We start from the raw sequence: 24,053 nt of genomic DNA on the forward strand, positions 1-24,053 counted from the left end.
CGGTTAGTCGATGACTTTGAGCTCGAACTTGTGAGCGACGGGCTTTTTGAGCGTGGCGATTTCCTTCTCCTGCTCCGTGATCAGCGGATCGAACTGCGGAATCTCGACCGCATTGTTGCCTTGTTCGTGTTTGCGAAAGAGAAACAGGTAAGTCTCGTTCTGAGGCCGATGGCGGTTGAAGAAGAGAGCATTCTTTTCGGCGATCAGCTGCCGCAATTTTGCGGCGCGAGCAGAATCGAGATCGACTGCCACTGCCGTTCGCCACTGCTGCCCCGTTTTTTTCGCCAGGCTTTGGCCGTCCAGCTGCAGTTCGTACGTTTTGTTCGGCTGCAGGCCACTGAACGCGAGCGAGCTCGTCAGTTCGGTTGCTCGCCAGATGGCGGAGAAACTGACTTCGTCATTGCCGCTCTTCAGGTCGAAGATTTGTGCGCCGGTAGCGCTCAGCGAAGGCCGCGCGATGTCGATTTCGATTTGCACTTTGCCGACGGGCACGCCGAGTTGCGGTAGCAACTGCTGCGCGACGAGCAGCTCTCCTTCCGCAGTCAGGTGCAAACCATTCTGCGTGAGTCGCGATTTTTTCGCCGCCGAATCGGGCGCGGCAATGTCATACAAATCGATGAACGGATGTTCGCGCGTCTCCGCAGCTTCCGAAATCACATCGCGATACAGCTTGAGGCTCTCGTTGTATTCCTTCGCATCCGGCAGCGGATAACCGAGCGACTCGTGCTGGCGGGGACTGAGTAACAGCAGGCGGGCGCCGGTCGCTTCGAGCGAATCGAGCAGTTTGTTCAGGCCGCGACGGAATTCGTCGATGCCGTTCTCGCCAGCGTAGGCTTCATTCTCGCCGTAGCAAACGATGATGACCGTCGGATTGCACAGAGCGATATCGCTGAGGAGCCGTTTAAACCCATCCGTCCGGCCGCCGAACACCGCGCGGGCATCGCCCCACACGTTGTCTCCGCCCCAACCGAGATTGCGAAACGTGATATTGCGGTCAGGAAGTCCCGCAGTGATCATCGCTTCAAGATAGTTGTGTTGTTGCATCCGCTCGAAGAATGCGCTGCCGAGCAGCACGACGCGGTCGCCATCGCGAAAGTCGAAGAAGCCCAGTTCGCGAGCCCGCGGCTTGTTCGTCAGCGTCGGTTGCTGCGGCGTCTGCACACCGCCGGCTGCTCCCCAAGGTGCGGTCTTCCCGTACACGCCGAGGACGGTCGCAGGTTCCCACTTGCTGTCGTCGTAGTCGGTGCGGGCCCAATTGCCCCACTGCTTCGTGGTGAATCGCCACTCAGCGTCAGTGACGATTTCGACCGCCGGTTTGTCTTTTTGTTCGATGCTGGCTTTCACGACGAGCCCGGCTGGATCCTCACCGTCGTTCGTGCCGCGCACAGCGATCAAGTTTCGTCCTGGGACCAAGAGCGGTGTGATGTCGTACCTGGTGCGAGTTTGCCACGTGGCGCCCGCCCCCACGCTCCGGCCGTTCACGAACAAGTCGAAGCGATTGTCGGCCGTGATTTCAATCGAGCCTTTGCTCGGCGCGTCGGCGTTGAACCAGCGGCGGAAGTAGACATCACCGGCCGCGGCGCTTTGGTTGGCGTCCTTGGTCGACCAGATCCAGTTGGGCTCGGCGGCTTGGAGGGGAGCGGCGGCGAGGAGGATGAGAAATGAAAGGGCAAAGTGTTTCATGGTTCGGCGTTTAAAACGATGCTGTTGCCTCGACTCGCCAAAGCCAAAAACTCGCGGACTCGTTTTGGCAAAGTCGGGTGGACAACCTCGATTCATCGTTCGCGGAGCGAACGACGACAATGGGTGACACTCGATTCTATTCGAGTCGCCGCACCATTGTGTAATACGCGCCGCGGCTTTTTCCCTCAGCCGTGGTCAGCCAGGTTTGTAGTTGCACGTGGTCGGTGGGCTTCAGATCCATTTCGATTGTTGCATGATCGGCCCCTTCGGCGATTTTGGCGGTTGCTTCCTGATCGCCGATTTTCACGCGAGCTTCGCCGGCAGGAATCTTGTAGTCGACTCCCTCCGGCCGCATGCGGAGTTCAAATCGATAGCGGCCTGGCCGATCGACCTTCACTGCCCACCAACCGTTGACGAAAGGGTTGCCGGCCACGCCGGCCTGGCCGCTTTGATTCCAAGGAGTCGCCGGATCATCTGGATGCCAATCGTGGCAGCAGAGTTCCTGCGCGGGCGCACCCTTCGCGCCGAGCGGCACGTCGCTGTAGAGATCGAATTTCTGGGAAACGTGCTTCCACCATTGGTCGTATTCGCCGCGCAGTTTTTCGACAACCTCGGTGTTCGCGGCCGCGATGTCGTTTTGCTGGGCAGGGTCCTTGGTCATATCGTAGAGCTCTTTGCCATCGACGAGCCGATACTGATCGGTCATCACCGCGCACTTATGGAGCTTCTGTGGATGCTCCATCCGTTGCGAGTGCACGACGAGCGTCCGCTGCGGCCAACTTTCGGCCTGTTCATGCGTGAGCAGCGGCATGAGCGACGTGCCGTCGAGCGGTTCACTTTCCCGTTTCTGAACGGCGGGCGGCAGATTGCACATGGCTTGCAACGTGGGCAGCAAGTCGAAGTGTGCAGTGAGCTCTTTCACTTCCTGATTGGCGGCAATCGACTTGTTGAACGGCGCCCGAATGAAGCACGAGGTGCGATGACCGCCATCGTATTGCGAGCCCTTTTGTGCGCGCATGCCGGCGGAATAACCCGGCCACTTGGCCTCTTCGGCTGCGGCCTTTTTCTTCGCGCCGCCCATACCGGGCCGCAGCACGCCCTCGGCTGTACCGTTGTCGGTCATGTAAATCACAACGGTGTTCTCGGCGAGCTGCAGGTCGTCGAGCTTCTTCATCAGCCCACCGACGTTCTCGTCGATCTTTTCGATCATGCCGTAGAAATTCGCCATCGGCTGTGGCACGCCCTGATCGAGATAAGTCTTCGCGTATTTGGGTTCGATGTTGTACGGCGAGTGCGGCGCATTGGTGGCGATGTAGCAGAAGAACGGCTTGTCTTTGTTTTGCTCGATGAACTTCGTCGCCGCGGCGAACCACACATCGGTGCAATAGCCGGTTTGCTTCTCTTTCACACCGTTACGCGAATAGGTGTCGTCGAAATAATCGTTCCCCCAATGATCGGGTGTTTGCCCCACGCCGCCGCCACCGCTGAAGAGGGCTTCGTGAAAGCCGCGCTCGTGCGGGCGATACGGATAGTTATCTCCCAGGTGCCATTTGCCGAACAAGCCGCAGCGGTAACCGGCTTCGGCAAAGTACTGCGGCATGATCTTCTCATCGAGCCGCAGAATCGAGCGACCCATGATCGTGTGCCAGACACCCACGCTGCACGAATACTTGCCGGTCATGAGCGCCGAACGTGTTTCTGCACATGTCGGATCGACATGAAAATTCGTCAGCCGGGTGCTCTGCTTCGCGAGCGCGTCCAGGCTCGGCGTGCGAATCATCGTGTTGCCATTCGCGCCGAGATCGCCATAGCCTTGATCATCGGTGATGATCAGCACGACGTTGGGAGATTTCGAATTGGCAGGCGGCGCGATCAAGGCGCAGAGAAAAACAGCGAAAATCAAACGCGAAACAAACATGACATACTCGCGGAAAGAATCGATAAGACGACGTGCCGTCAGTATCGGTTTGCGAGTTTCAAGGGTCAATCGACTGCGTCAGCAGCCGGCGCAGTTTTGCGGCGAAGGCCACAACTTGCGACACTGGCTGGCTGGGGTTAGTCGATTTCGGGCCGTTCCAGACGATCAGTCGTCCTGCGACAACTTGGATCGACCAATTCGGAGTGGAAGCGAGTAAGTCACGAAACTCCCGACCGAATAAGTGTCGCTGCGTGCCTGCCACGGCGAGCAGGTAGTTGTTCGACCCGCCGGCATCGATCGGCGACAGCCGTCCCGGAAACGTCCGTTCCAGGTGCGTCTTCTGATAGCCACTGACATTTGGCGTGACCACAAAATCAGGAACTCGAATCAGCTCATCCAGATAGTAGGTGAGCAGATAACTTTGCCAGATCTGGGGACGATCGCCGAAGGTCGAGGGCTTGACGATTGTTTGGATAGTCTTGAGCGCAGCACCGAACGGCATGTGATCGTTCGGGTCAAAATGATGAGCGTATTCCACCACCAGGAGTTCCTGGCCGTCGATCACTCCCACTGCCAGCAAGTCGACCACAGAGCGGGCTGATTCCTTCTCGAAGGTGCTGTCCGGTGGTGTGGGACAAATCACGGGAAAGGCTGCATCTCCCAACTCTGCGGGGACGCGGACTGACGGAATGAACTGCAGGCCCGCCTTCTTTGCCTCGGCTGCCATCAAGCGAATGTGCTTCTGTTGGTAATGACTGTAAATCCCGGAAATGGCGAAAGCTATTCCGCCTCCGGCCAGAACCGTGCCTGTAACGAACAGGACGATTCCGAAGACGTTGGGGTTTTCTGGCGGATCAAGAGCCAACGCAAAGATAATAAACATGATGAGAAAGAATCCCACCATGATCCCAGCGCCTCCCAAAGTCCAACCGAGAATGAAGCCCAGGCCGCTTCCGTTGTTGGGGAGTGCACGGCAAGCAAACGCTCGCGAGCAGGTCGGCACATCGCATCCAAGCGAATTTGGGCAGGCCAAGGGATGGCGAGATTTTTGGCGTTCGAGCGCGACGAAATCTGTGAGCGTTTGAAGCGCGCGGTCGAAACCATCGTAATTGATGAACCGCGCAGCAGGCCGAAAGTAATCCAACGCCTCCAGCGCGTCCAGCGACGACTCGTCGCGAATCTTGCGCGACTGTGGCTGTCGGGTGCTGCTGATCTGCGGAAAGCGTGACAGTCGCTCACCGGTCCGCGGAGGAGTTGGAGAATTTGTGTTCTCGGCGAGCGGTGGTGGGGCTGCAGGCTGATTAACTTCTCGCGGTGGCGGAAGAGGCTTTGTACCCAGCAAGTGCCCATTATCGCCGAGCGTCAGAGGTCGACGGCAGAATGGACAACTGGTGCGCGGCGTTCCGTTGATGAGAAAGGGAGCAAAAGACTCGCCACACTCACAGACAACACGCGTCATCGAGACACTCGAATTTGGCGAATCGGAAACGATGGATACCGCTCACATAGTTGAGCAGCATCTGTTTGCCGATTCAATCGAGAGTCGTGGATGGCAGCTGTTTAACGCCCAGTGCGAACGACGGCAGAAAGCGCCGAGCCGGGCTTGGCAAAACGCTCGAGCAGCCCGGGATGGGCCGCGATGTTGAAGAGGACTCGGCTGCATAGCACATTGCCGCGGCCGAGCACGTCGCAGCGCTGCGACGGATCTTGCGCATAGGTGAGCATCGAGCCGCAGGGATCGAGTTGCCATTGCGCGGCGCGATAGCCGCGGAGCGTGGTGCCGCGCTCGGCAAACCAGCTGCCAAGGGCGAAGGTGACTTCGGCTTGTTGCGGAGGTTGGTTATCGCCGAGGAAGCGGGCATTGATCGGCAACAGCCCTGCCATGTTCGCCGTCGTGCCGTTCGGCAAAATCATTTGTCGACAGAGATACGACGCGCCGCTGGCTTCGGCATAAATTCTTCCCCCAGTGCCGGAAAAGCTGCGCAGCGATTGCATGAGGCAATGATTGCGCGACAGCGCTTCAGCATATCGCTCGGGATGGCCACAGCCGATGTAGACGAGATCGGTCCGCTCGGGAATTTGCTCACTCCGCAGCGGCGAGAAATCACACAGCGTGGCGCCGGCCCGTTCGAGCGCATCGAGCGCCTCTGGAAAACACCAGCCAAAGGCTTCGTCCTGGGCAATGGCGATGCGCGTGCGCGGTCCGATAGGCGAGTGAGTACCAATTTCAAATTCGCGCGGCCAGGCAGGCCGCTGCATCAGCTCGCCCATTAGTTGTTCGTCCCAATGGGGCGAGAGGTGGTCGGCGAGCAAATCAAACAGATCGGCGCTCGGAGGCTGATCGCCATTCCATTGATCAACGAGCTCACGGAGCGACGGCGGCAATTGCAAATAGCCGAGCACCGGAATTCGCCAGAGGGCTTCGAGCTCGGTCTGCACGGCCATCGCCTGGCGGATGTTTTCAACGCCGTCGAGCAACAGCGCGTCGACATTGACCGGCGGATGCGGCTGACGACAAACTTGCAGCTGACGAACATCGATCATGCCAACGCGGGGCAGATCGAGCCATAGGCAAAGTGTTTCGAAATTTCGGACCTGCGGACTCTTGGCTCGGCCGCCGGTGCTGCAACCCGACAGCTCGCAGGCGGGGCAGTCACCCGACTCGGCAGCATCGATCAACACGCCGGTTTCGGCCCGGGCCACGGCTGACGTAAACACGTCACGGCAACGGTCCCGCGGCATCGACCAGCTGTCCAGGTGCCGGGGGCACTTGCCGGTTACGCGCTGCAGGGCCTGATAGGGGTACGGACAAGCGCGCGACAGGAACGGCACGGGGCGGGCGCCGGCACTGCGGAGGCGGGCCAAGATGGCCCAGATCAGGCCTCGGCACGCTTGCTGACCACTCTGTCCCGGCAGCACATTCGTGAGCCCCAGGCGAGCAGCGGCGGAACCAGGACGAAGAGCACCCATAGCGGAAAATGTTCCAGCGACACGAGACGAGCGGGCGGGTGCGCTCGCGAGGCCAAACCAAACCTCGCTGGCTCCATTGTTCGAGGGGGGGGCCAGGGGGTCAAGCGACAAAAAGGCGGGCGGAATCGAAGAATCTTGTAATTTTGCGCCAAAAACTACCGCCGGCAGTTGGGGCAGATCTGCTGATACCGGCTCACGCCGTCGCGGCGAACTTTAACGACCATTGGCGTGCCGCAGTGCTGGCAATAATCGTCCCCCGACAACTGCCCGCCGTTGTCGACCTTGCCCTGGCATTTGGCGCACAGATCCTGGTCGGGAAACAGTTCGAGGCGCTCAGCGGGAATCTCCGTCCCGCAGTTGGCGCAGGGTTTGCCGCGGCCCCAACCGTCTTCGCTCGGATCGATCGCTTCCGCCGTGTAGCCCACCTTGCGGCAGTTCGGGCAACGAAGATCTGGCTTCTTGATACGGGCCAGTTCGAGCAGCAGCGCGACGTCGGCTTCTTCCTCGCGCTTGATCATGCCCAACGAACGAAGCTTGCTGTCGAGCTCCGCCACAGTGCCATCTTCCTGCCAAGAGCAGTAAGGGCAGAACCAACGAATAATGCTGCGGGAAGAAGGCATAGGAAACTGACTCTTAGGTAGGACGGGCGTTTGGTCCGTCTTGATGCCGCAACTGCGCCGGTAGTTACTTAGTACCCGCATCTTGGCCGGACCAATGGTCCGGCCTACGGTGAGACGATTACTCGCGCCGTGGCGCTGGTTTGATCTTCAGCAGTGCAGCGACGAAATCGCTGAAGTAACCGCGCAGCTCGAAATCGCCTCGTCCCATCGACCAGAATCGACTGTTCGACGATACCAGCACTCGATACGACTTGCCGTGCTTGAGATTGATGAAGACTTCATACTTCGCTTCCCAGGCGCCGGCTTCGCTGGCTTCGGGCTGCGTGCGGTAACCGGGAAAGTACGATTCGAGAATGGCCAGCTGCCGTTCCCCTTCCACGCGCAGCGCCGTCGTCTGGCCGTTGTGGTCGAAGACGATCAAAGCACTGAGGGGCTTTTCGGGCGGCGCATCTTCCGCGCGTCCGACCAAGGGAAGGGCTGCCAACAGGAAAAGCAGAACGGCGATTCTTAACATGCGAGTGGCTCCGAGATGACGCTTGCAGTTTATCAAACTTCCCGCCACGCAAGTTCGCCGAGCCTCGCCGGCGAGGCTCGATGCCTTGCGAACCCGCACAGATCATGCAGAATCAACGAACTGCGTCTTGGCAAATCCTCGCAACTCTGGCTCACGCCGCGGTTTGTGACAGCATAGAAAGTTAGAACCATGCCGAATACGGTCGTGATCTTTGGCGCTTCGGGCGATCTCACCAGCCGCAAACTGATTCCCGCGCTGTATCTGTTGCATCAAAAGGGACGGTTGCCGAAAGAGACTCGCGTCGTCGGCGTCTCGCGCACGCCATTCACGCATGAAGCCTGGCGTGCAGAGCTCGCTGGCACTACAGCCAAGTTCTGCGGCAAGGAATTCGACACCAAGAGCTGGGAAGCTTTTGCCGGCAACATCTTTTATCATCGCGGCGACATCGACGATGCGGCCAGCTTTCAATCGCTGAAGACCTTCCTCGAAACGGAAGTTGAAAACAACGCCCCCGCCAGTCGCTTGTACTATCTTTCAACCAGTCCCACGCTCTACGAAATGGCCATCGGCCAGCTTGGCGCGGCCGGCATGGCCGAGGAATCGAAAGGGCTGCGGCGGATCATTATCGAAAAGCCGTTCGGCACGAACCTCGCCACGGCGAAGTCGCTCAACCAAGCCACGCACAAGGTCTTCAACGAAAAGCAGGTCTACCGCATCGACCACTACCTCGGCAAAGAGACCGTGCAGAATTTGCTCGTGCTCCGGTTTGCCAATTCCATCTTCGAGCCAATTTGGAATCGTAACTACATTGACCATGTGCAGATCACCGTGGCCGAAGAAGTCGAGGTCGGCAGCCGCGGCGGTTACTACGACAAGGCCGGCGTGCTCCGCGACATGTTTCAGAATCACCTGCTGCAACTGCTGATGGTCACGGCCATGGAAGCTCCGGCCCGCTACCAGGCCGATTTTATCCGCGATGAAAAGGTGAAAGTGCTGCGCTCGATTCGGGCGATGCACGGCGCTGAGTTCGCGCAGCATACATTTCGCGGACAGTATGAAGGCTATCGGCAGGCCAAGGATGTGCCCCCCGAGAGCAACACCGCCACTTTTGCGGCGCTGCGGCTGCACGTCGACAATTGGCGCTGGAACCGCGTGCCGTTTTATCTCCGCAGCGGCAAAGCCATGAGCTGTCGCACTTCGCAGATCGTCATTCAATTCAAAGAGCCGCCGCAATTGCTCTTCGCCGATGGTCCGCGGACGACGAACATCGACGCCAATAAGCTGGTGATTCAAATTCAGCCAGCCGAAGGAATTCAAATTCACTTTCAAACCAAAGTTCCCGACGCCGGTATGCGGCTGCGGACGACCGATTTGAACTTCAGCTTCCAGCGCGAATACACCGGCGCACTGCCTGACGCTTACCAGCGCCTGCTGCTCGACGCGCTCAACGGCGATGCAAGTCTCTTCGCTCGTAGCGATGAAGTGGAACTGGCCTGGGGCATTATCGATCCGATTCTCGCCGCTTGGGAAAGCCCGGCGGCTCCGCCTCTGGAGTTCTACCCCGTCGGCAACTGGGGACCAGAACAATCGAACGAATGGATGGAATCGCAAAAGCGAGCCTGGTTCGACGTTTGCCCTGTGTTGCACTAAGCTGCGGTCGGCTCTCGCAGACGGTTTATTTTCCTCTCCGCGCAGCAGTAGCGCCCATTTCGTGAGCAGTCAGCCATGTCGAGTCTCGAAAAACTGCTGCTTCCCGAAATTCGTGAACTCATTCACGATAAGGACCTCGACACCCTGCGTGAGGTCCTCAATCGTTGGCTCCCGGCCGATCTGGGCGACTTGCTCGATGACCTCGGCAACTACGAGGACACGGTTGCCTTTCAGTGCCTTGAAGCCGAACTCGCCGCACTGACATTCGCGCATCTCACCTGGGCTGCGCAGGATCAGCTGATTCATTGCCTGCCGGAGACGGAGCTCGCGCGCATTCTGAATGAACTCGCGCCGGACGATCGGACGGCGGTTCTCGAAGGTCGCGATCATGCCGACGTCGAGCGTCTGCTGACGCTACTCAGTCCAGAAAATCAGCGAGTGTCGCGGTCGCTACTGTCTTACGGCGCGGGAACGGTCGGCCGATTGATGACGCCCGACTTCATTGCCGTGAAAGAAGAGTGGACGATCAGCCAGGTGCTGGAACATGTTCGCCAAGTCGGCCGAGACAGCGAAACGCTGAATGCGGTCTATGTGTATGACACCGAGCATCATTTGATCGACGATATTCGGATGCGGCAGATCCTGCTTGCCAATCCCGAATCGCAAGTGCGCTCGCTGATGGATCGGCATTACGTGGCCCTTAACGTAACTGATGCAGAAGCGGCCGCGGTCGAAACGTTTCGTAAATACGACCGCTCAGTGCTGCCAGTGATCGATCGCCGTGGCGTGTTGCTGGGTGTAGTGACCGTCGATGACGTGCTCGATGTCGCCGAAGAAGCAGCGACGCGCGACGCTCAAAAATTCGGTGGCTTGGAAGCGCTCGAAGAAGCTTACGTGGCAACGCCCGTACTGCAGCTCGTTCGCAAGCGGGCCACCTGGCTCATCGTCCTCTTTCTGGGCGAGATGCTCACCGCGTCGGCGATGGGTGTGTTTGAAAGTGAGATCGAAAAGGCGGTTGTGCTCGCGCTGTTTGTTCCGCTCATCATTTCCAGCGGTGGCAACTCAGGCTCGCAAGCGGCAACTCTCATCGTGCGGGCGATGGCGGTGGGCGAATTGAGACTGCGCGATTGGTGGATGGTGATGCGCCGCGAGTTGCTCTCGGGCCTGCTGCTCGGTCTCGTCCTGGGGGGCATCGGCTTCGGCCGGATCGCACTTTGGACAGTATTCACGCCGATGTACGGACCGCACTGGGCGTTGGTCGGCATCACCGTAGCGATCTCGCTGGTATTCATCGTGCTCTGGGGAACGCTCTCTGGCTCGATGTTGCCGTTTTTGATCAAGCGGGCCGGCCTCGATCCGGCAACCAGTTCAGCGCCGTTTGTCGCTACGCTTGTCGATGTAACCGGCCTGGTGATTTATTTCAGCGTGGCGATGCTCGTACTGCGTGGCACACTGCTGTGAGATGAGGCGTATTCCTCAGTGTGCCACTGGCGTCCTTCGCCAGTGCTGGCGTTGTGAGGGAACGAAGAATCGCAGCACAACATCAGCCACTTCGACTTTTGGCAAGACGCGACCGCTCCAACCAGCGGTAATTTCACTGGAATAATCGCCAACGTTCAACTCGGCAGCAACTGCAGTTCCAGCCGCGGCGCGCGTTTGCGCGTAATCGAAGTCGCCACTTCCGCCCGCAACCAACCCGCCGCTGCACCCAGGGCGTCGAGCACTTCCTGTCGCTCTTGCTCATCGAGCGGATCATTCGAAGTGAGCAAGACCAGCAACTGCGACTCATTCGGCGCGGGGAGAACTTCGCGCACGTCGAGCGCTTGCAGTCGTTCATTGACGGCAGTTCCCAAGATCAGCCGCAGCGAATCGCGGACCTGACTGCACAGTTGCCAGGCCTTGCGACGATCGGTCTGTTCGCCGCCCGCCCGCGCCAAGTGCCGTGGATCAACGCCATCCTCGGGCGAAAGATCTGCGCACAGGGCGCGCAGCTGCCTGCTATTCGGTCGTTTTCGAGAACGTGATGTCATATCCAGAAAGGAAGCGAATTGCAGCGAAAGGTTCGCGCGGCGCACGGCATTCTGCGGGCTACTCAACCATGTGGCGCATCCAAGCTTCCGGCCGAATTTGTTGGTCGATCTGTTCGAGCGGCCAAAAGATCTCGTGGCAAGGATGCTCCGACAAGCGATAGTGCTCATCTGGAAAGTGAGACAGCGCAGTTCGCAACTCACCGTCCGCTTCCCGAAATTGCACGGGCCTGGTGCGACCAGCAGGAACCACCAAGGCCAGATAACTGCCGATGTAGATGACCGGCAGCAATAGCAATGTGATGACGATGAAGAGCGGCGATCGCGATTCAACCGTTGTACGCATGATCGACTCATTGTATCGCTCGCGGCTGGCGCGAGCGTGTTATATTCGCGAGCGAGAGTGTTGAATTAGAAGAAGTTCTGAGTTTTGGGTTCTGTGTTCTGAGGCAGGATGAGGAACTCACTTTGGCAACTCTTGTCTCAAAACTCAGAACTCAGAACTTCTCCCCCGGTACTTCGCCATGCCCAATCGCCTAACCGCCGAATCCAGCCCCTACCTCCTCCAACACCAAAACAACCCTGTCGATTGGTATCCCTGGGGAAGCGAAGCTCTTGCGCGCGCGAAGGCCGAGGCCAAGCCGATTTTTTTATCGATCGGCTATTCGGCTTGCCACTGGTGCCATGTGATGGAGCATGAGAGTTTTGAGAATGCGGAGATCGCTGCCGAGCTGAATCGACTATTTGTCTGCATCAAGGTCGATCGCGAGGAACGGCCTGACCTTGATCAAATTTATATGAACGCGGTGCAGTTGATGACGGGCCGCGGCGGTTGGCCGATGTCGGTCTTTCTCACGCCCGAGCTCACGCCGTTTTACGGCGGCACTTACTGGCCGCCGACCGCGCGGATGGGGATGCCGGGGTTCATCGATGTGGTGCGGGCCGTCGCCGATGCCTGGCAGAATCGCCGCGAGATGGCCGTGCAGCAAGCGGCCGAGATGACGCAGCATTTGGAAAAGATCGGCAGCGACGAAGCCAATGGCGATCCGCTCGAACTTGATCTGCTGAATCACGCTGCCACTCAATTGCAACAAGCGTTCGATCCGCAGTGGGGTGGCTTTGGCCGCGCGCCGAAGTTTCCGCACTCGCTCGACCTGCAGGTGCTGTTGCGCGTGTGGAGTCGCAATCGTGATCCGCAGCTGCTGCATGTCGTCACGCACACACTCGAGCAAATGGCCCACGGCGGAATTTACGATCACTTGGCCGGCGGCTTTGCCCGCTACAGCGTGGACGAGCGCTGGCTGGTGCCGCACTTCGAAAAGATGCTCTACGACAACGCGCTGCTCACTAACGCTTATCTCGAAGCCTACCAAGCCACGGCGAATCCTCTTTTCGGCCGCATTGCCCGCGAGACCTGCGATTACGTCCTCGGTTGGATGACCGACAAGACCGGCGGCTTTCACAGCACCGAAGATGCCGACAGCGAAGGGGAAGAAGGAAAGTTTTACGTCTGGAAGCCCGAAGAAATCGCAGCGATCCTGGGCGAAGACCGCGGCCGAGTGTTCTGCAAAGTTTACGACGTCACGGCAAGCGGCAATTTCGAACATGGCGCGAGCATTCTCCATCTGCCGCGACCGCTGGAACAAATTGCCGCGGAAGTCGACATTGAGTTGAACCAGCTTGAACGAGAACTGGAAGCCAGCCGTCAAGAATTACTCCACGTGCGCGAACAGCGCATCCGCCCCGGCAAGGACGACAAGATTCTCGTCAGCTGGAACGCGCTAATGATCGACGCGCTCGCGCGCGCTGCAGTGATTCTCGATGAGCCCCGCTACCTGCAAGCCGCGGAAAAAGCGTCGCTCTTTCTCCACCAGCAACTGCGCGACACCAATGGCCGGCTGCTGCACACGTGGCGACATGGCCAGGCGAAACTGGCGGCTTATCTTGACGACTATGCGTATCTCGCCAATAGTTGGATCTCACTCTACGAAGCCAACTTTGCTGCCGTGTGGTTAGAACGAGCAGCGGAACTTGCTGATCATTTACTAACGCACTTTGCTGATCCGGCCGGCGGGTTTTTCTTCACTGCCGATGATCACGAGCAGTTGATCGTCCGTAATAAAGACCTTCACGACAGCAGCGTGCCGAGCGGCAACGCGATGGCGGCGACAGCGCTGCTCCGGCTCGGCAAACTGACCGGCGAAATGAAATATCTGCAAGCTGCCGAGAGCACACTGCAATCTGCAGTGGGCGTGATGCAACGCCAACCGACGGCAGCAGGGCAGTTGCTGCTCGCGCTCGACACCTATCTCGGGCCGACCGCGGAGCTAGTCTTCGTCGGTGATCGTGCGGTGGATGAAACAAAGAACCTGCTGCGCGAGTTTCGCCGGCGATTCATTCCGCGACAGGTGTTCGTGGCGCACCAGCCAGGCGAAGCAGTCCCGAAGATTTTGAATCCGCTACTGGAAGGCAAAGAAGGAGCGCCAGACAAACAGCCGCACTTGTACGTCTGCCAGGATTTTGCCTGTCAGGCCCCGGCGGTTGGTGCCGAGGCCATTGAAAATGCTTGGGCGCGGTTGCAGGAGTAGGTCAGGCACTTCAGGGCTTGGCCTACGCTTACTTCCCAAAGCGTTTTTGCAACTGCACGAGTTGAATCTCGCGATCGCTCAAATCGCCGATCGGATTGAACGCGAGTGGCTTGCCGAAGAGGACGCTGAGGTGGTTTGTAGCATCGACGCGGACATCCAGATTGTCATGCCGCAGCAACGCGAGCCAAGCACAGCGATCATCGACCATCCAAGCCGCGACACGTTGTGGCGAGTCGGTCGAGAGATCGGCCAGGCCCTGGCAAATGTCTTGAATGCGAGCTGCTTGCTCGGGCGTCAGACTTTTGCGGTCGAGTCGTTGCAACCAGGCCACCACGCCTTGTCCCGCGGCTCGTAGTCGCCGGTCGGCAAGTTGACGTTCTTGAAAATCATCGCTGTTCAACTGCGCCACCCAATCTCGCCATTGGGCTCGTTCGGTCAGCACATCGCGGCCGGCCTGGCTGCGCAGTTCCTGCAGAATGCCATTCGAGAGTTCCTTCAGTTGCCAGTGAGGACGCAATGTTTCCAGCAGTGGAAAGAGTGTTTCTTCGCACAGTTGCGGTTGCGCGAGCGACAGGTGCCACAGCGTGGCAGCCGTGTATGTTTGCGGTGAATCGCGGCCGATGGTCAGCGTAATCGGCCCGCGAAACGGTTGCGAGAATTTCAGATCGGCCGACGGGCTGCTGCCGGTGCGGGTCAGCGTGATCCGCTGTTGATCATCGAGATCCAGCTTGATCTGCCGTTCGGTTTGATTGTCTTCGTAATGTAGCAGCAGCGTTTCGGTTTGCAGTTGCACCGACAGTTGCTCATAAGGCAACTCGTTCGGCTCGCCGACCTGCACGATGCGACTTTGGCCGCAGCGATGGCCCAGCATGGCAATGCGCCCGCCGACGATTTCCATTCGCACCCAAGCCATTCGCGAAATGAGATTTCGCTCCGGCTTGCGCTCGCTGGACTTGTTGTTGCTCGTCGAAGTCGCCGAGGCGGGCGAATCCTGAGCCGTGGCCCGCTGTGTTGCGTGGAGCAATACGAGCGTGGCAAAGAAGATTGTCGCCGGGCAGAGTCTCAAAGAGATGCTGCCGCGCGCGATGTCGGTAGAACTTCCCCTCATGGCGAACCCCCATGCTTCGTGCAGTTCACGAGTGTGGAGAGGAAGTGAAAACTGGCTTGAATGCTGCGGATCGGCGAAATCCGTTCGCCAATCTCAGTCGAGCTGCGGCGTCATGGTTGTGCAGGCTGCCCCTTCATCGCCCAACAATCGCGGGGTAACCGGTTATCTGACTTATCGAGATTCTTGAGCTTTGGCTCAAGAGCAAGATGAAGTTTCGGACAACATTTCACCAAGCTTTTCGCAACCAACAAGATACGAGCCTAATAACCGCTAGCGTCGATGGCAAGAGCGGCCTGATGGTTCGTAATGCTACGGAAACGCGACGTTATGCGAAGGGAAAGGTGACCGCCGTTACCCCTTTTCTGCGGCTGCGCGATCGGCGAAGAGCAGCAGCACTTGCGGAAAATACTTTTGCCACAACCTACGGCAGCTCTTTGATGCGAATGTTCTTAAACTCCACCGGCGAGCCTTCAGACTCCAGGCAGAGATAACCGCTGGCCGGCGTGATGTCTTTGCCGCCCGAGACTTGTTCGCCGTTGACCGAGAGTTTAATCACGCCGTCGATCGCGCTGATGTGATAATGATTCCACTCGGGCGTTCCTTTGCTCAGGTTCTTCGTGGGAAAGCTCCGCTGACCGTTTGGCGAAACCGGCGGGAACGGCGTCATCTTGGCGCGACCGACCGGGAACACATCGCCATTGGTGGTGAACCAATCGGGCTTCTTCTTGGTGCTCTTCTCATATTGCTCGGCATAACCATGATCGAGCACCTGCACTTCAATCCCTTGCGGCAGCGCGCCGGGCTTCAGTCCCTCGAGTGAAGCGGGAATGCCCCAAACAAAAATGCCGCTGTTGCCGGCGCTCTTCAAGTGTCGCCACTCGGCGACTAGCTCGAAATTCTTGTACTCCTTCAGCGTGCGAATCACGCCCACCGGTTTGCCGGTGCAATGCGCGACGCCTTCCTTCCAGCTCCAGGTGTCTTCGGCGCAGTTGACGTTCTTAAAATCCTTTTCGCCGAGTTCGATCCAGCCCTCGCCCTTGCCTTCATTCAGTTTGGGAGCTTCTTGAGCGAGCGAGATCTGCGCCAACAACAGAGCGAGCGTGACCAGCAACAGCGTGCGCGACATGGTTCGATTTCCGAGGTGGGATGTACGGAAGGGGATGCCGCGCATTGTAGTGCACCCCAAGTAGGACGGAACATTGGTCCGTCGATGAAGCAGACGCCAACGTCGCTTAACGCATCGCCTCAGGTTGCGGCAGCGCGGCAAAATTGTGCTGTCGCGCGGCGAGCTCGCTGCGGAGTTGGATGGCCGCCGGATGATAAGGATCCATTTGCAGCGCGCCGTTATTGGCAAGGGTCGCACTGCCGACATCACCGGCCTGCAAGCGAGCGCGAGCCAGTTCCACCAAGAGTTCTGGAGTCGGCTTGAGACGGGCCGCGGCGGCTAGGCAATCGGCGGCGTCTTGATGGCGGCCGAGCCGATTTAGCACGAGCCCTTCGCGAAAGAGGACATCGGGTGGCACCGAGCCGGGCGGAAATTGATCAGCCAGCGATTGCAGCGTGGCAAGCGCCCGTTGCGGCCGACCACTGCCGTCGTACAGTTCTGCCACGGCAATTTGCGCCGCCGGAAAGTGGGGCTGCAAACTCAGCGCGCGGTGATAAGTAGCGAGCGCTTCTTCGTTTTGCCCTGTCGCCCGCTGCACACTCGCCTTCAGCGCCCAGGCATTTGGCAGGTGCTTATTCGCGGCGATCGCTTTATCAGCTTGTCGGGCGGCGGCTGGTAGATTGCCGAGCGTGAAATACATCTGGCCGAGTTGCACGACTCGCTCAGGATCGTCGCCCGAGAGCTTGACGGCTTCGGTCATGTGGACGACCGCTTGCTCTTGCGCGCCGCGTTGCCAGAGCGATTCTGCATAGCCGTAGCGCGCTCGTTCATCCGTCGGCAACCGCTGCACGGCCTCGGCAAAGTAGGCTTCGGCTTGATCCCATTGCCCCTTCTGCTGGGCATCTTTTCCTTGCAGCGACAGTTGCCGCGTGACGGCGATGGTTTCGTCGGAATCTTTTTTGCAGCGGAGTGAACGACAGCCACTGCCGCTGCCAATCAAACAAAGAAGCGTGACCGCCAGGCAAACGATTCGTGCTCGATTCCGCCGGGCTATATCAACGAAGACGCTGCTAGTGGCGCGATGATCGCGCAGCAACGTACCTGGTCGTTGAATTTGGAGCATCCGTGCTCTGCCAGAAGATGAAGTGCAAGCCTGCCGCCGGTTATCGAACGCATCGACCTTCGCCGCGCGCATCTTGAGCGCGGATAAGCCGATTCCGGTGGATTGCGGGTGAATAACAAAATCACACTAGACGGACAAGAAGAAACCGTGCGCGATGGCCGCTAGCGTCGACCGAAGGGGCCACTTTTCACTTCTGCATGCAAGCATTAAGGTGGCTAGTAGCACTTCGATTCGTGTCTTCAGTAGGTAAGCCCATGCCGGCGGTGTTCGAAAAATTCGGTGTCCGCGTTCTCTATCCCGAGAACTGGGATCTCATCGACGTGGATGGCGAGAGCACGCCGCTCTGCTTCACCCTGCAAAGCAAAGAAACGGCCTACTGGACTCTTTACATCTATCCGCCTGGTCACGAAGTGCGGCCCAAGGTGAAAGAGATTGTCGAAGGACTGCAAGCCGAGTACAAAGAGGTCGAAGTCATCCCTGTCGAAGAAGAAATCGGCGAGACGAAGACCAAGGGCGTCGACCTGGCGTTCTTTTATCTCGACCTGCTCGTCGAAGCCAAGATCCGCACGCTCCGCACGCCGTCAGCAACGCTCATCTGGCACTACATGGCGGAGAGTCGCGAGTTCGAAGAGCGCGAACCGGTGTTCAAGGCAATCGCCACTACGCTGCTGCAAACGCAAGTGGCGCTGCCGGAATAACCGCCGAGTGTGCCAGGCACACGGCAAACTCACCTTCAGGCAGCTTCCCGCTTCTGGTCGCCGGCTTCGTTTTCGATGTCGTCGTCTTCGACACTGGCGATTTTCAGAGTAGCCTTGCGGCTGATGCGGCGTTCTTGCACGAAGCCCCGCTTGCCCGACTTCAGGAACTCATAGAATTCCGCACAAGGGCCTTCGTTGAATTCGGCTTTGAGAATGGTCAGCACTTCCGACCACCGCAGGCCTTGGCGATAGATCACGCGGTAGGCTTGCTTGAGTTGCAGGATTTGTTCGGGTGTGTAGCCATTGCGACGCAGACCGACGCGGTTCAAGCCGACGACTTCTGTCGAGCCGCCGCCTTCGACCATCATGAACGGCGGGACGTCTTGCACAATCTTGGCGATCGCGCCGACCATGGCCAGGCGACCGACGCGGCAGAACTGATGCACACCCACGCCACCGGAGATGTAAGCGCGATCTTCGATGTGCGTATGACCGCCGAGCATCGAGTTGTTGACCAGCACGCAGTTGTTGCCGACGCGGGCGTCGTGGCCGACGTGAGCGTTGACCATCATCAGGTTGTGATTGCCGACGATCGTGGCCGCGTCATTGGCATGGCCGCGGTGGAACGTGGCGTTTTCGCGAATGCGGTTGTGATCGCCGATGATCAGCGTACCGCCGGGCTGAGCTTCAACCAGGTGCTGAGCCTTGGCGCCGAGGATGGCGCCTTCGCCGATCTCGTTATTCACACCGAGCGTCGTGCGGCTTTTGACCACCGCGCGAGCTTCGAGGCGGCAATCGTCGCCGATGCGTGTTTCGGCTTCGATGATGCAGTACGGGCCGATGGAGACATTCCGGCCGATCTCCGCACGAGGATCGACCACCGCTGTTGGATGAATGTGGGCCACAGGTGCTCTTTCCTACGACCGTCCTTGGTCGCACTGGGTTTTGTTCCGCGGGTTTAAATCCGCAGGTCTTGATCCGACCGATGTCCGGCGTCGCTGGGTATCGTCGCGGGACATTCCATCGTTCGCGTCACATCCTGTGACGGGCACTCGCTCTGCATTTCATTTGCTTCTTAGCCAAAGCATCGGAAATCGACAGCCTGGAGATTGAAGCGCAGGTCCGAATTATGCCAACTTTGCAGGATGTGTCGACATCAGTTTTTTTGGAGAGATTTCCGAAGATCGATTGGCGGGATTGAGCGATGAAGTGCTAGCGTTTGGTGCTAGTAAAATTTGCATGAGTTGGAGACGAACCCATTTGTGGACGACAGCGCTCTGCGGTTCCGTTCGCAATGGTTAGGTACTTCGGTCTGCAAAACTCGTGAACAGTCTTTTCTGAGTGATGTGTAGTGTCGCCTTGAATTATCGAGATCATCTGCGGATTTGGGAGTCGGACTATGGCCGTTCGGACGGATGGGATGTGGAACTCGATGGGAAGCTTGTAGCTTTGTTGGATGAGCCGCAATTTGAGGACATGTTCTGGTATAGCTACCGCCTATCGGTGACGGCGGATGATCCAACGCTGAAAGAACGCATGCTGACTGCGGAGTTCTGGAAAGGGGATGATTGTTTGCGGCTCGTTTGTCGTAGTCGAGCCACCGGGTTTGTTGTTGAGCATCCCTTGCCCGCTCCTGGGTTCAATCAATCTAACCGAGTACTGATGCGTTTTTTGTATATTTCCATACGTGATCCGCTTCCCTGGGACTGGATCGTTCTGAAGTTTCGCAAAGTGTTTCGTTCTAGTTTCAAGCGTCAGACACATAAATTCGCGAAGTAAGTCTCGTAGGTAAGGTCTGGCGCTCCAGTCTTAACGAATCGAAAGTACGCGGCCATTTCTGGCGGAACCAGAACCTACTTTGTCTTTTGCCGGCAGCGCAGTAATCGAGTTGCTGACCAATAGGACTCTCGCTGATCTGCAAAAACAGATCCTGCCGCCCACCTGTGCATACGCCGCTTTCATACCAGTTGATTCGCTGCCCTGGCGATGGCGAACCCTCGGGCATGGTATGGCGGAAGCTTTTCAGCTCCCTCCAACCCCAGACCGCGGCGACATGATTTAGATTTCGCAACATTTGCGATCTGTCCCGCAAGGCTACCAAAGTCTTTTGATGCCGTAAGGATCAAGGGCCGCATCGATGCTGACTATCGGCATGTGCTCGACGATGGACTGAGCGATTAGCAGGCGGTCGAAGGGATCGTTATGGTGCCGCGGAAGTGAGGTAAGCGGCTCGCAATGCTTCGGTTCAATCGGCAAGATCGAGATGCCGAGGTCGCGTATTGCCCGTTGCATGAAGTCCGGAAAAGGCTCGGTCAGCGTGAGTTTCTGTGTGCCGAGTTTGATTGCGATCTCCCAATAAGATGCTGGGCTAATCACGCATTGATTGGCAAGATCAAGGATGAGGTTGCCGGCAGTCGCGCTAAGCTTCGGGTCGCTGGTGTATGCCCAGATGAGAGTGTGTGTATCGAGCAGTAGCCTCACTCCATGTACTCCTTGAAATCCTCCAGGTGGGACTTGTCCTCGTGATCGTAGAACAGGACTTTCCCTTTTCCGCTTCCCAAAATGCGCGGCTGGGCTGATGCTTCTGGTGTTAAGCGAGCAATCGGTTTGCCGTCACGTGTGATGATGACGCTTTCTCCGGTCGCCAGTTTCTCTAACAATTCGGGCAAGCGTGATTGAACTTCTTCGACAGTGGCTGTGGACATTCATTGGCCCTCCGTACTTCCTAAGATAACCTAACTGCGGCGCTAGTTCACACAAACCACGAAGTACACAACGTACAAAAGAAAACCCCGCGGGTTTTACTCAGCGGGGTTCTGTGTTAATCAGGATCAAGTCGAACGAACGGCCTAAGCCTTTCCTTCGTCTCCCTTGTCGCCAGCGGCCATCGTGGGGCTGATGAGCGGGCCGCCGCCACCGAGGCCACCCTTCAGTTCGCCGCTGCCCTTGCTCTTCTTCTTCGGCGAGGTTTCTCCACCGGCGCCATCGACTGGCGGTTCGGCGGCGGAATCTTCTTCGCTCCATTCGACGCGCTTGCGGCTGAGGCCGATCTTGCGCTCGTCGATATCGACGCGGAGAATCTTCACATCGATCTTGTCGCCGACCTTCACCACTTCTTCCGGATTCTCGACCTTATGGTCGGCGAGTTCCGAAATGTGGAGCAGGCCTTCGAGGCCGTCTTCGAGGCCGACAAAGACGCCGAAGTTGGTGATCTTGGTCACCGTGCCGCTGACAACCTGGCCGGGGTTGTACTTGCCCGGGATGTCGCGAGCCCATGGATCTTCGTCCAGTTGCTTCAGGCCGAGGGCGATACGCCGACGTTCCTGATCGACCGACAGGATCTTGCACTTCACAACCTGGCCCTTTTCGAGCATTTCGCTCGGGTGACCAATCTTGCGAGTCCACGACATGTCGCTGACGTGCAACAGACCGTCGATGCCTTCTTCGAGTTCGACAAACGCGCCGTAGTTGGTGAGGTTGCGAACCTTGCCTTCGACCAGCGAGTCGACAGGATATTTTTCCGCGACCTTGGTCCACGGATTTTCCTGCGTCTGCTTCATACCCAGCGACAGCTGCTGACCATCCTTGTCGACACCGAGAATCACGACGCTGATTTCGTCGTTGATGTTCACGAGTTCGCTCGGATGATTGACGCGGCGGGTCCAGCTCATTTCGCTGATGTGCACCAGGCCTTCGATGCCCGGCTCGAGCTTGACGAACGCACCGTAGCTCATCACGTTGACGACCGAACCCTTGTGGGTCGAGCCGACCGGATACTTTTCGGCCACGTTGGTCCAAGGGTTGTGACCCTTTTGCTTCAGGCCGAGCGCGATCTTTTGCTTTTCGCGATCGATGTGGAGCACCATCACTTCGAGCTCTTGGTCGATCGAGACCATTTCGCTCGGGTGACCGATGCGGTCCCAGCTCATATCGGTGATGTGGAGCAGACCGTCGATGCCGCCCAGGTCGACGAACGCGCCGAACTCGGCGATGTTCTTGACGACGCCCTTGCGCGACTGACCGACTTCCAGTTCCTTGAGCAACGATTCGCGAGCTTCCTGGCGCTGACGTTCGATGAGCGAACGACGGCTGACGACGATGTTCTTGCGAGCTTCGTCGATCTTGAGCACTTCGCACTGCACCGTGCGATTGATGTAATCGCCGATGTCGGCAGGACGACGGATGTCGACCTGGCTGGCCGGCAAGAACACGTTCACGCCGCTGACGTCGACGAGCAAACCACCCTTGATCTTGCGGGTGACGAGACCGGAGACGACGTCACCTTCCTTGATCTTCTTGAGAATATCGAGCCACTGGTCCATCTTGCGCGCTTTGCGCTTGCTGATGCGGACCATGCCACCGTCATCGGGCGTGGCAGTTTCATCTTCGAGGTCTTCGATGAGGACGCGGACCAGATCGCCCACTTGCGGCGGCGGATCTTCTGGATCCCATTCATCGACCGGAATCGAGCCTTCGCTCTTGAAACCGATGTCGACGAGGACCATGCCGTCGCCGACGCGCAAAATGCGGCCTTCGACGATTTTGTTGACGTCAAACCCGATGGTGTCACCACCAGGAATGATGCCGATGTCGTCGTCGCCAATGTCTTGGACGGCGAGGGCGTACATCGACTCGATGTCAGGGTCGTTCTCCAGGTCGCGAATCAGTCTGCGATTAACCATAAACCAAAAACATTACCTTCCTCCCGGCAACTTCAGCCGAGCTTCGGTTCTTTTGTTGATGCGCAAACGACGATTTCTCATCGCGGTGCATCAACATAGGAGCGCGAGAGAAACTGGGGAGGCTTAGAGGTGCCCGCTAGCTGCCGCGCGAACCAACTTGGCGCGCAATAATCCCGGCGTTTAGCGAATCGGGCAATCTATCACGATTGCCGGTTGCGTACAAGGCAAACTGGGTAAGGACGCCGCTGCGCTATCGCAGAAGGTGTAGCTGGATTCGCCAGAATTCAGATGGTTACGTCCAATAGCCAAGTCTGAATTCTGGTGAATTCAGCTACTTCGCATTACTCGTCCGACTTATCAAACAGAATGCTGATCGATTGATCGTGGTGGATCCGTTTGATGGCTTCGGCGAGGAGCGGGGCGACCGAGAGAACCTTCATATTGGGAAGGAGCTTTTCGGGCGGGATCGGAATCGAGTCGGTCACGGCCAGCGTGTTGATTTTCGACTTCGAGATTTTTTCGATCGCGTTGCCGCAGAGCACGCCGTGGGTGGCGGCAGCGTAGATCTCTTTGGCGCCGGCTTCGAAGACGGTTTTAGCGGCGCCGGTGATCGAGCCGCCGGTGGTGATCATGTCGTCGAACATGAAGGCCACTTTGCCTTCGATGGGGCCGCCGATGATGTGTTCCTGGCGGGTCTCGGTGGCGTTGTCGCGGCGTTTGTCGACGATGGCGAGCTTGCCGCCCATCCGCTTTTGATATCCCAGCGCTCGCTTGATGCTGCCGACGTCGGGGCTGACGACGACGCGATCGTCCTCGGCAAACGGCAGGCCTTGAGCCCACTCTTGAAGGACCGGCGCGGCGTACAAGTTATCAACGGGGCAGTCGAAAAAGCCTTGAATCTGCGGCGAATGGAGGTCCATCGTCAAAACGCGATCGGCCCCGGCTCGGGTAATGAGATTGGCGACCAGCTTGGCCGTGATCGGCACGCGGCCTTCGTCCTTGCGGTCTTGGCGGGCGTAGCCGAAGTATGGAATGACGGCGGTGATTCGCTCGGCCGAGGCTCGTTTGCAACTGTCGATCATGATCAACAGTTCGAACAGGTTGTCGTTGACCGGCGGGCAGGTCGGTTGGATGAGGAAGATATCGCGGCCGCGAATGTCTTCTTCGATCTTGCAGAAGTTTTCGCCGTCGGGAAATTTTCCCAGCGTGATTTCGGCCAAGGGCAAGTGCAGGAAGTTGCAAATGCTTTTTGCCAAAGGGCGGTTGGCTTGGCCGGAGAAGATTTTCAGTTCACGCATTTTGTTCTTAGGTAGCCCGACGCGTGAGCGAGGGGGAAGCGGGTACAACTTTTCAAGGCAAGTGAAGGT

The 24,053-nt window shown here is 58.2% G+C and carries 21 protein-coding genes; 5 read left to right on the forward strand and 16 right to left on the reverse strand.

The window, feature by feature from the left end; translation table 11 throughout:
* Nucleotides 1-3 precede the first annotated feature (3 nt).
* The 6 genes from M9Q49_RS32880 to M9Q49_RS32905 all read right to left on the reverse strand — a co-directional run bounded on the left by M9Q49_RS32880 (nucleotide 4) and on the right by M9Q49_RS32905 (nucleotide 7,705).
* On the reverse strand, nucleotides 4-1,683 hold the full coding sequence (locus M9Q49_RS32880; RefSeq protein WP_254513546.1) for a GDSL-type esterase/lipase family protein: 1,680 nt from the start codon (nucleotides 1,681-1,683) through the stop codon (nucleotides 4-6).
* A 136-nt stretch (nucleotides 1,684-1,819) separates the two neighbouring features.
* On the reverse strand, nucleotides 1,820-3,601 hold the full coding sequence (locus tag M9Q49_RS32885) for an arylsulfatase (protein ID WP_254513547.1): 1,782 nt from the start codon (nucleotides 3,599-3,601) through the stop codon (nucleotides 1,820-1,822).
* 58 nt (nucleotides 3,602-3,659) lie between these two features.
* Nucleotides 3,660-5,060, reverse strand: a complete 1,401-nt coding sequence (locus tag M9Q49_RS32890; protein WP_254513548.1) for a hypothetical protein — start codon at nucleotides 5,058-5,060, stop codon at nucleotides 3,660-3,662.
* Between the two features lie 101 nt (nucleotides 5,061-5,161).
* Nucleotides 5,162-6,571 carry a hypothetical protein gene (locus M9Q49_RS32895; RefSeq protein ID WP_254513549.1) on the reverse strand — a complete coding sequence of 470 codons (1,410 nt, stop codon included), beginning with the start codon at nucleotides 6,569-6,571 and terminating at the stop codon, nucleotides 5,162-5,164.
* Nucleotides 6,572-6,726: 155 nt separating this feature from the next.
* Entirely contained in the window at nucleotides 6,727-7,191 is a 465-nt protein-coding gene (locus tag M9Q49_RS32900) for a TraR/DksA C4-type zinc finger protein (protein ID WP_254513550.1), read from the reverse strand.
* 118 nt (nucleotides 7,192-7,309) lie between these two features.
* The gene (locus M9Q49_RS32905; protein WP_254513551.1) at nucleotides 7,310-7,705 is read right to left on the reverse strand and encodes a hypothetical protein; all 396 of its coding nucleotides are present in this window, start codon (nucleotides 7,703-7,705) and stop codon (nucleotides 7,310-7,312) included.
* A gap of 189 nt (nucleotides 7,706-7,894) precedes the next feature.
* On the opposite strand from M9Q49_RS32905, the gene zwf reads away from it, so the two are divergent.
* Nucleotides 7,895-9,355, forward strand: a complete 1,461-nt coding sequence (gene zwf / locus M9Q49_RS32910) for a glucose-6-phosphate dehydrogenase (RefSeq protein WP_254513552.1) — start codon at nucleotides 7,895-7,897, stop codon at nucleotides 9,353-9,355.
* A gap of 75 nt (nucleotides 9,356-9,430) precedes the next feature.
* A complete protein-coding gene (gene mgtE, locus M9Q49_RS32915) occupies nucleotides 9,431-10,816 on the forward strand; it encodes a magnesium transporter (RefSeq protein WP_254513553.1) in 1,386 nt (461 codons plus the stop codon).
* Between the two features lie 155 nt (nucleotides 10,817-10,971).
* Here the strand turns inward: mgtE and M9Q49_RS32920 are convergent, their stop codons facing one another.
* Both M9Q49_RS32920 and M9Q49_RS32925 read right to left on the reverse strand, forming a co-directional pair.
* The gene (locus M9Q49_RS32920; RefSeq protein ID WP_254513554.1) at nucleotides 10,972-11,385 is read right to left on the reverse strand and encodes a ribosome-binding factor A; all 414 of its coding nucleotides are present in this window, start codon (nucleotides 11,383-11,385) and stop codon (nucleotides 10,972-10,974) included.
* 58 nt (nucleotides 11,386-11,443) lie between these two features.
* Nucleotides 11,444-11,728, reverse strand: a complete 285-nt coding sequence (locus tag M9Q49_RS32925; protein ID WP_254513555.1) for a hypothetical protein — start codon at nucleotides 11,726-11,728, stop codon at nucleotides 11,444-11,446.
* Nucleotides 11,729-11,906: 178 nt separating this feature from the next.
* On the opposite strand from M9Q49_RS32925, the gene M9Q49_RS32930 reads away from it, so the two are divergent.
* Nucleotides 11,907-13,970 (forward strand): thioredoxin domain-containing protein, encoded by a 2,064-nt coding sequence (locus M9Q49_RS32930; RefSeq protein WP_254513556.1) that lies wholly within the window; start codon nucleotides 11,907-11,909, stop codon nucleotides 13,968-13,970.
* Nucleotides 13,971-13,998: 28 nt separating this feature from the next.
* Here the strand turns inward: M9Q49_RS32930 and M9Q49_RS32935 are convergent, their stop codons facing one another.
* From M9Q49_RS32935 to M9Q49_RS32945, 3 genes are all read right to left on the reverse strand, one after another.
* On the reverse strand, nucleotides 13,999-15,078 hold the full coding sequence (locus M9Q49_RS32935; protein WP_254513557.1) for a hypothetical protein: 1,080 nt from the start codon (nucleotides 15,076-15,078) through the stop codon (nucleotides 13,999-14,001).
* A 421-nt stretch (nucleotides 15,079-15,499) separates the two neighbouring features.
* Complete coding sequence (locus M9Q49_RS32940; RefSeq protein ID WP_254513558.1) at nucleotides 15,500-16,204, reverse strand: 3-keto-disaccharide hydrolase; 705 nt, start codon at nucleotides 16,202-16,204, stop codon at nucleotides 15,500-15,502.
* A gap of 106 nt (nucleotides 16,205-16,310) precedes the next feature.
* A complete protein-coding gene (locus tag M9Q49_RS32945; protein ID WP_254513559.1) occupies nucleotides 16,311-17,306 on the reverse strand; it encodes a tetratricopeptide repeat protein in 996 nt (331 codons plus the stop codon).
* A gap of 254 nt (nucleotides 17,307-17,560) precedes the next feature.
* Between M9Q49_RS32945 and M9Q49_RS32950 the strand changes: the two genes are divergently transcribed.
* Nucleotides 17,561-18,004, forward strand: a complete 444-nt coding sequence (locus M9Q49_RS32950; protein ID WP_254513560.1) for a hypothetical protein — start codon at nucleotides 17,561-17,563, stop codon at nucleotides 18,002-18,004.
* A 35-nt stretch (nucleotides 18,005-18,039) separates the two neighbouring features.
* Here M9Q49_RS32950 and lpxA read toward each other — a convergent pair whose 3' ends face one another.
* A complete protein-coding gene (lpxA, locus tag M9Q49_RS32955; RefSeq protein ID WP_254513561.1) occupies nucleotides 18,040-18,909 on the reverse strand; it encodes an acyl-ACP--UDP-N-acetylglucosamine O-acyltransferase in 870 nt (289 codons plus the stop codon).
* A gap of 454 nt (nucleotides 18,910-19,363) precedes the next feature.
* On the opposite strand from lpxA, the gene M9Q49_RS32960 reads away from it, so the two are divergent.
* Nucleotides 19,364-19,783, forward strand: a complete 420-nt coding sequence (locus M9Q49_RS32960; RefSeq protein ID WP_254513562.1) for a hypothetical protein — start codon at nucleotides 19,364-19,366, stop codon at nucleotides 19,781-19,783.
* 315 nt (nucleotides 19,784-20,098) lie between these two features.
* On the opposite strand, the gene M9Q49_RS32965 is transcribed toward M9Q49_RS32960, so the two are convergent.
* The 4 genes from M9Q49_RS32965 to M9Q49_RS32980 form a co-directional block, all read right to left on the reverse strand.
* On the reverse strand, nucleotides 20,099-20,485 hold the full coding sequence (locus M9Q49_RS32965; protein ID WP_254513563.1) for a type II toxin-antitoxin system VapC family toxin: 387 nt from the start codon (nucleotides 20,483-20,485) through the stop codon (nucleotides 20,099-20,101).
* The gene (locus tag M9Q49_RS32970) at nucleotides 20,482-20,709 is read right to left on the reverse strand and encodes a type II toxin-antitoxin system Phd/YefM family antitoxin (protein WP_254513564.1); all 228 of its coding nucleotides are present in this window, start codon (nucleotides 20,707-20,709) and stop codon (nucleotides 20,482-20,484) included. The genes M9Q49_RS32965 and M9Q49_RS32970 overlap by 4 nt, the downstream gene beginning before the upstream one ends.
* A gap of 144 nt (nucleotides 20,710-20,853) precedes the next feature.
* Nucleotides 20,854-22,686 (reverse strand): 30S ribosomal protein S1, encoded by a 1,833-nt coding sequence (locus M9Q49_RS32975; RefSeq protein ID WP_254513565.1) that lies wholly within the window; start codon nucleotides 22,684-22,686, stop codon nucleotides 20,854-20,856.
* Between the two features lie 341 nt (nucleotides 22,687-23,027).
* Complete coding sequence (locus tag M9Q49_RS32980) at nucleotides 23,028-23,984, reverse strand: ribose-phosphate diphosphokinase (protein ID WP_254513566.1); 957 nt, start codon at nucleotides 23,982-23,984, stop codon at nucleotides 23,028-23,030.
* Between the last annotated feature and the right edge of the window lie 69 nt (nucleotides 23,985-24,053).

The sequence above is a fragment of the Anatilimnocola floriformis genome (genome assembly GCF_024256385.1).
GTDB lineage: Bacteria > Planctomycetota > Planctomycetia > Pirellulales > Pirellulaceae > Anatilimnocola > Anatilimnocola floriformis.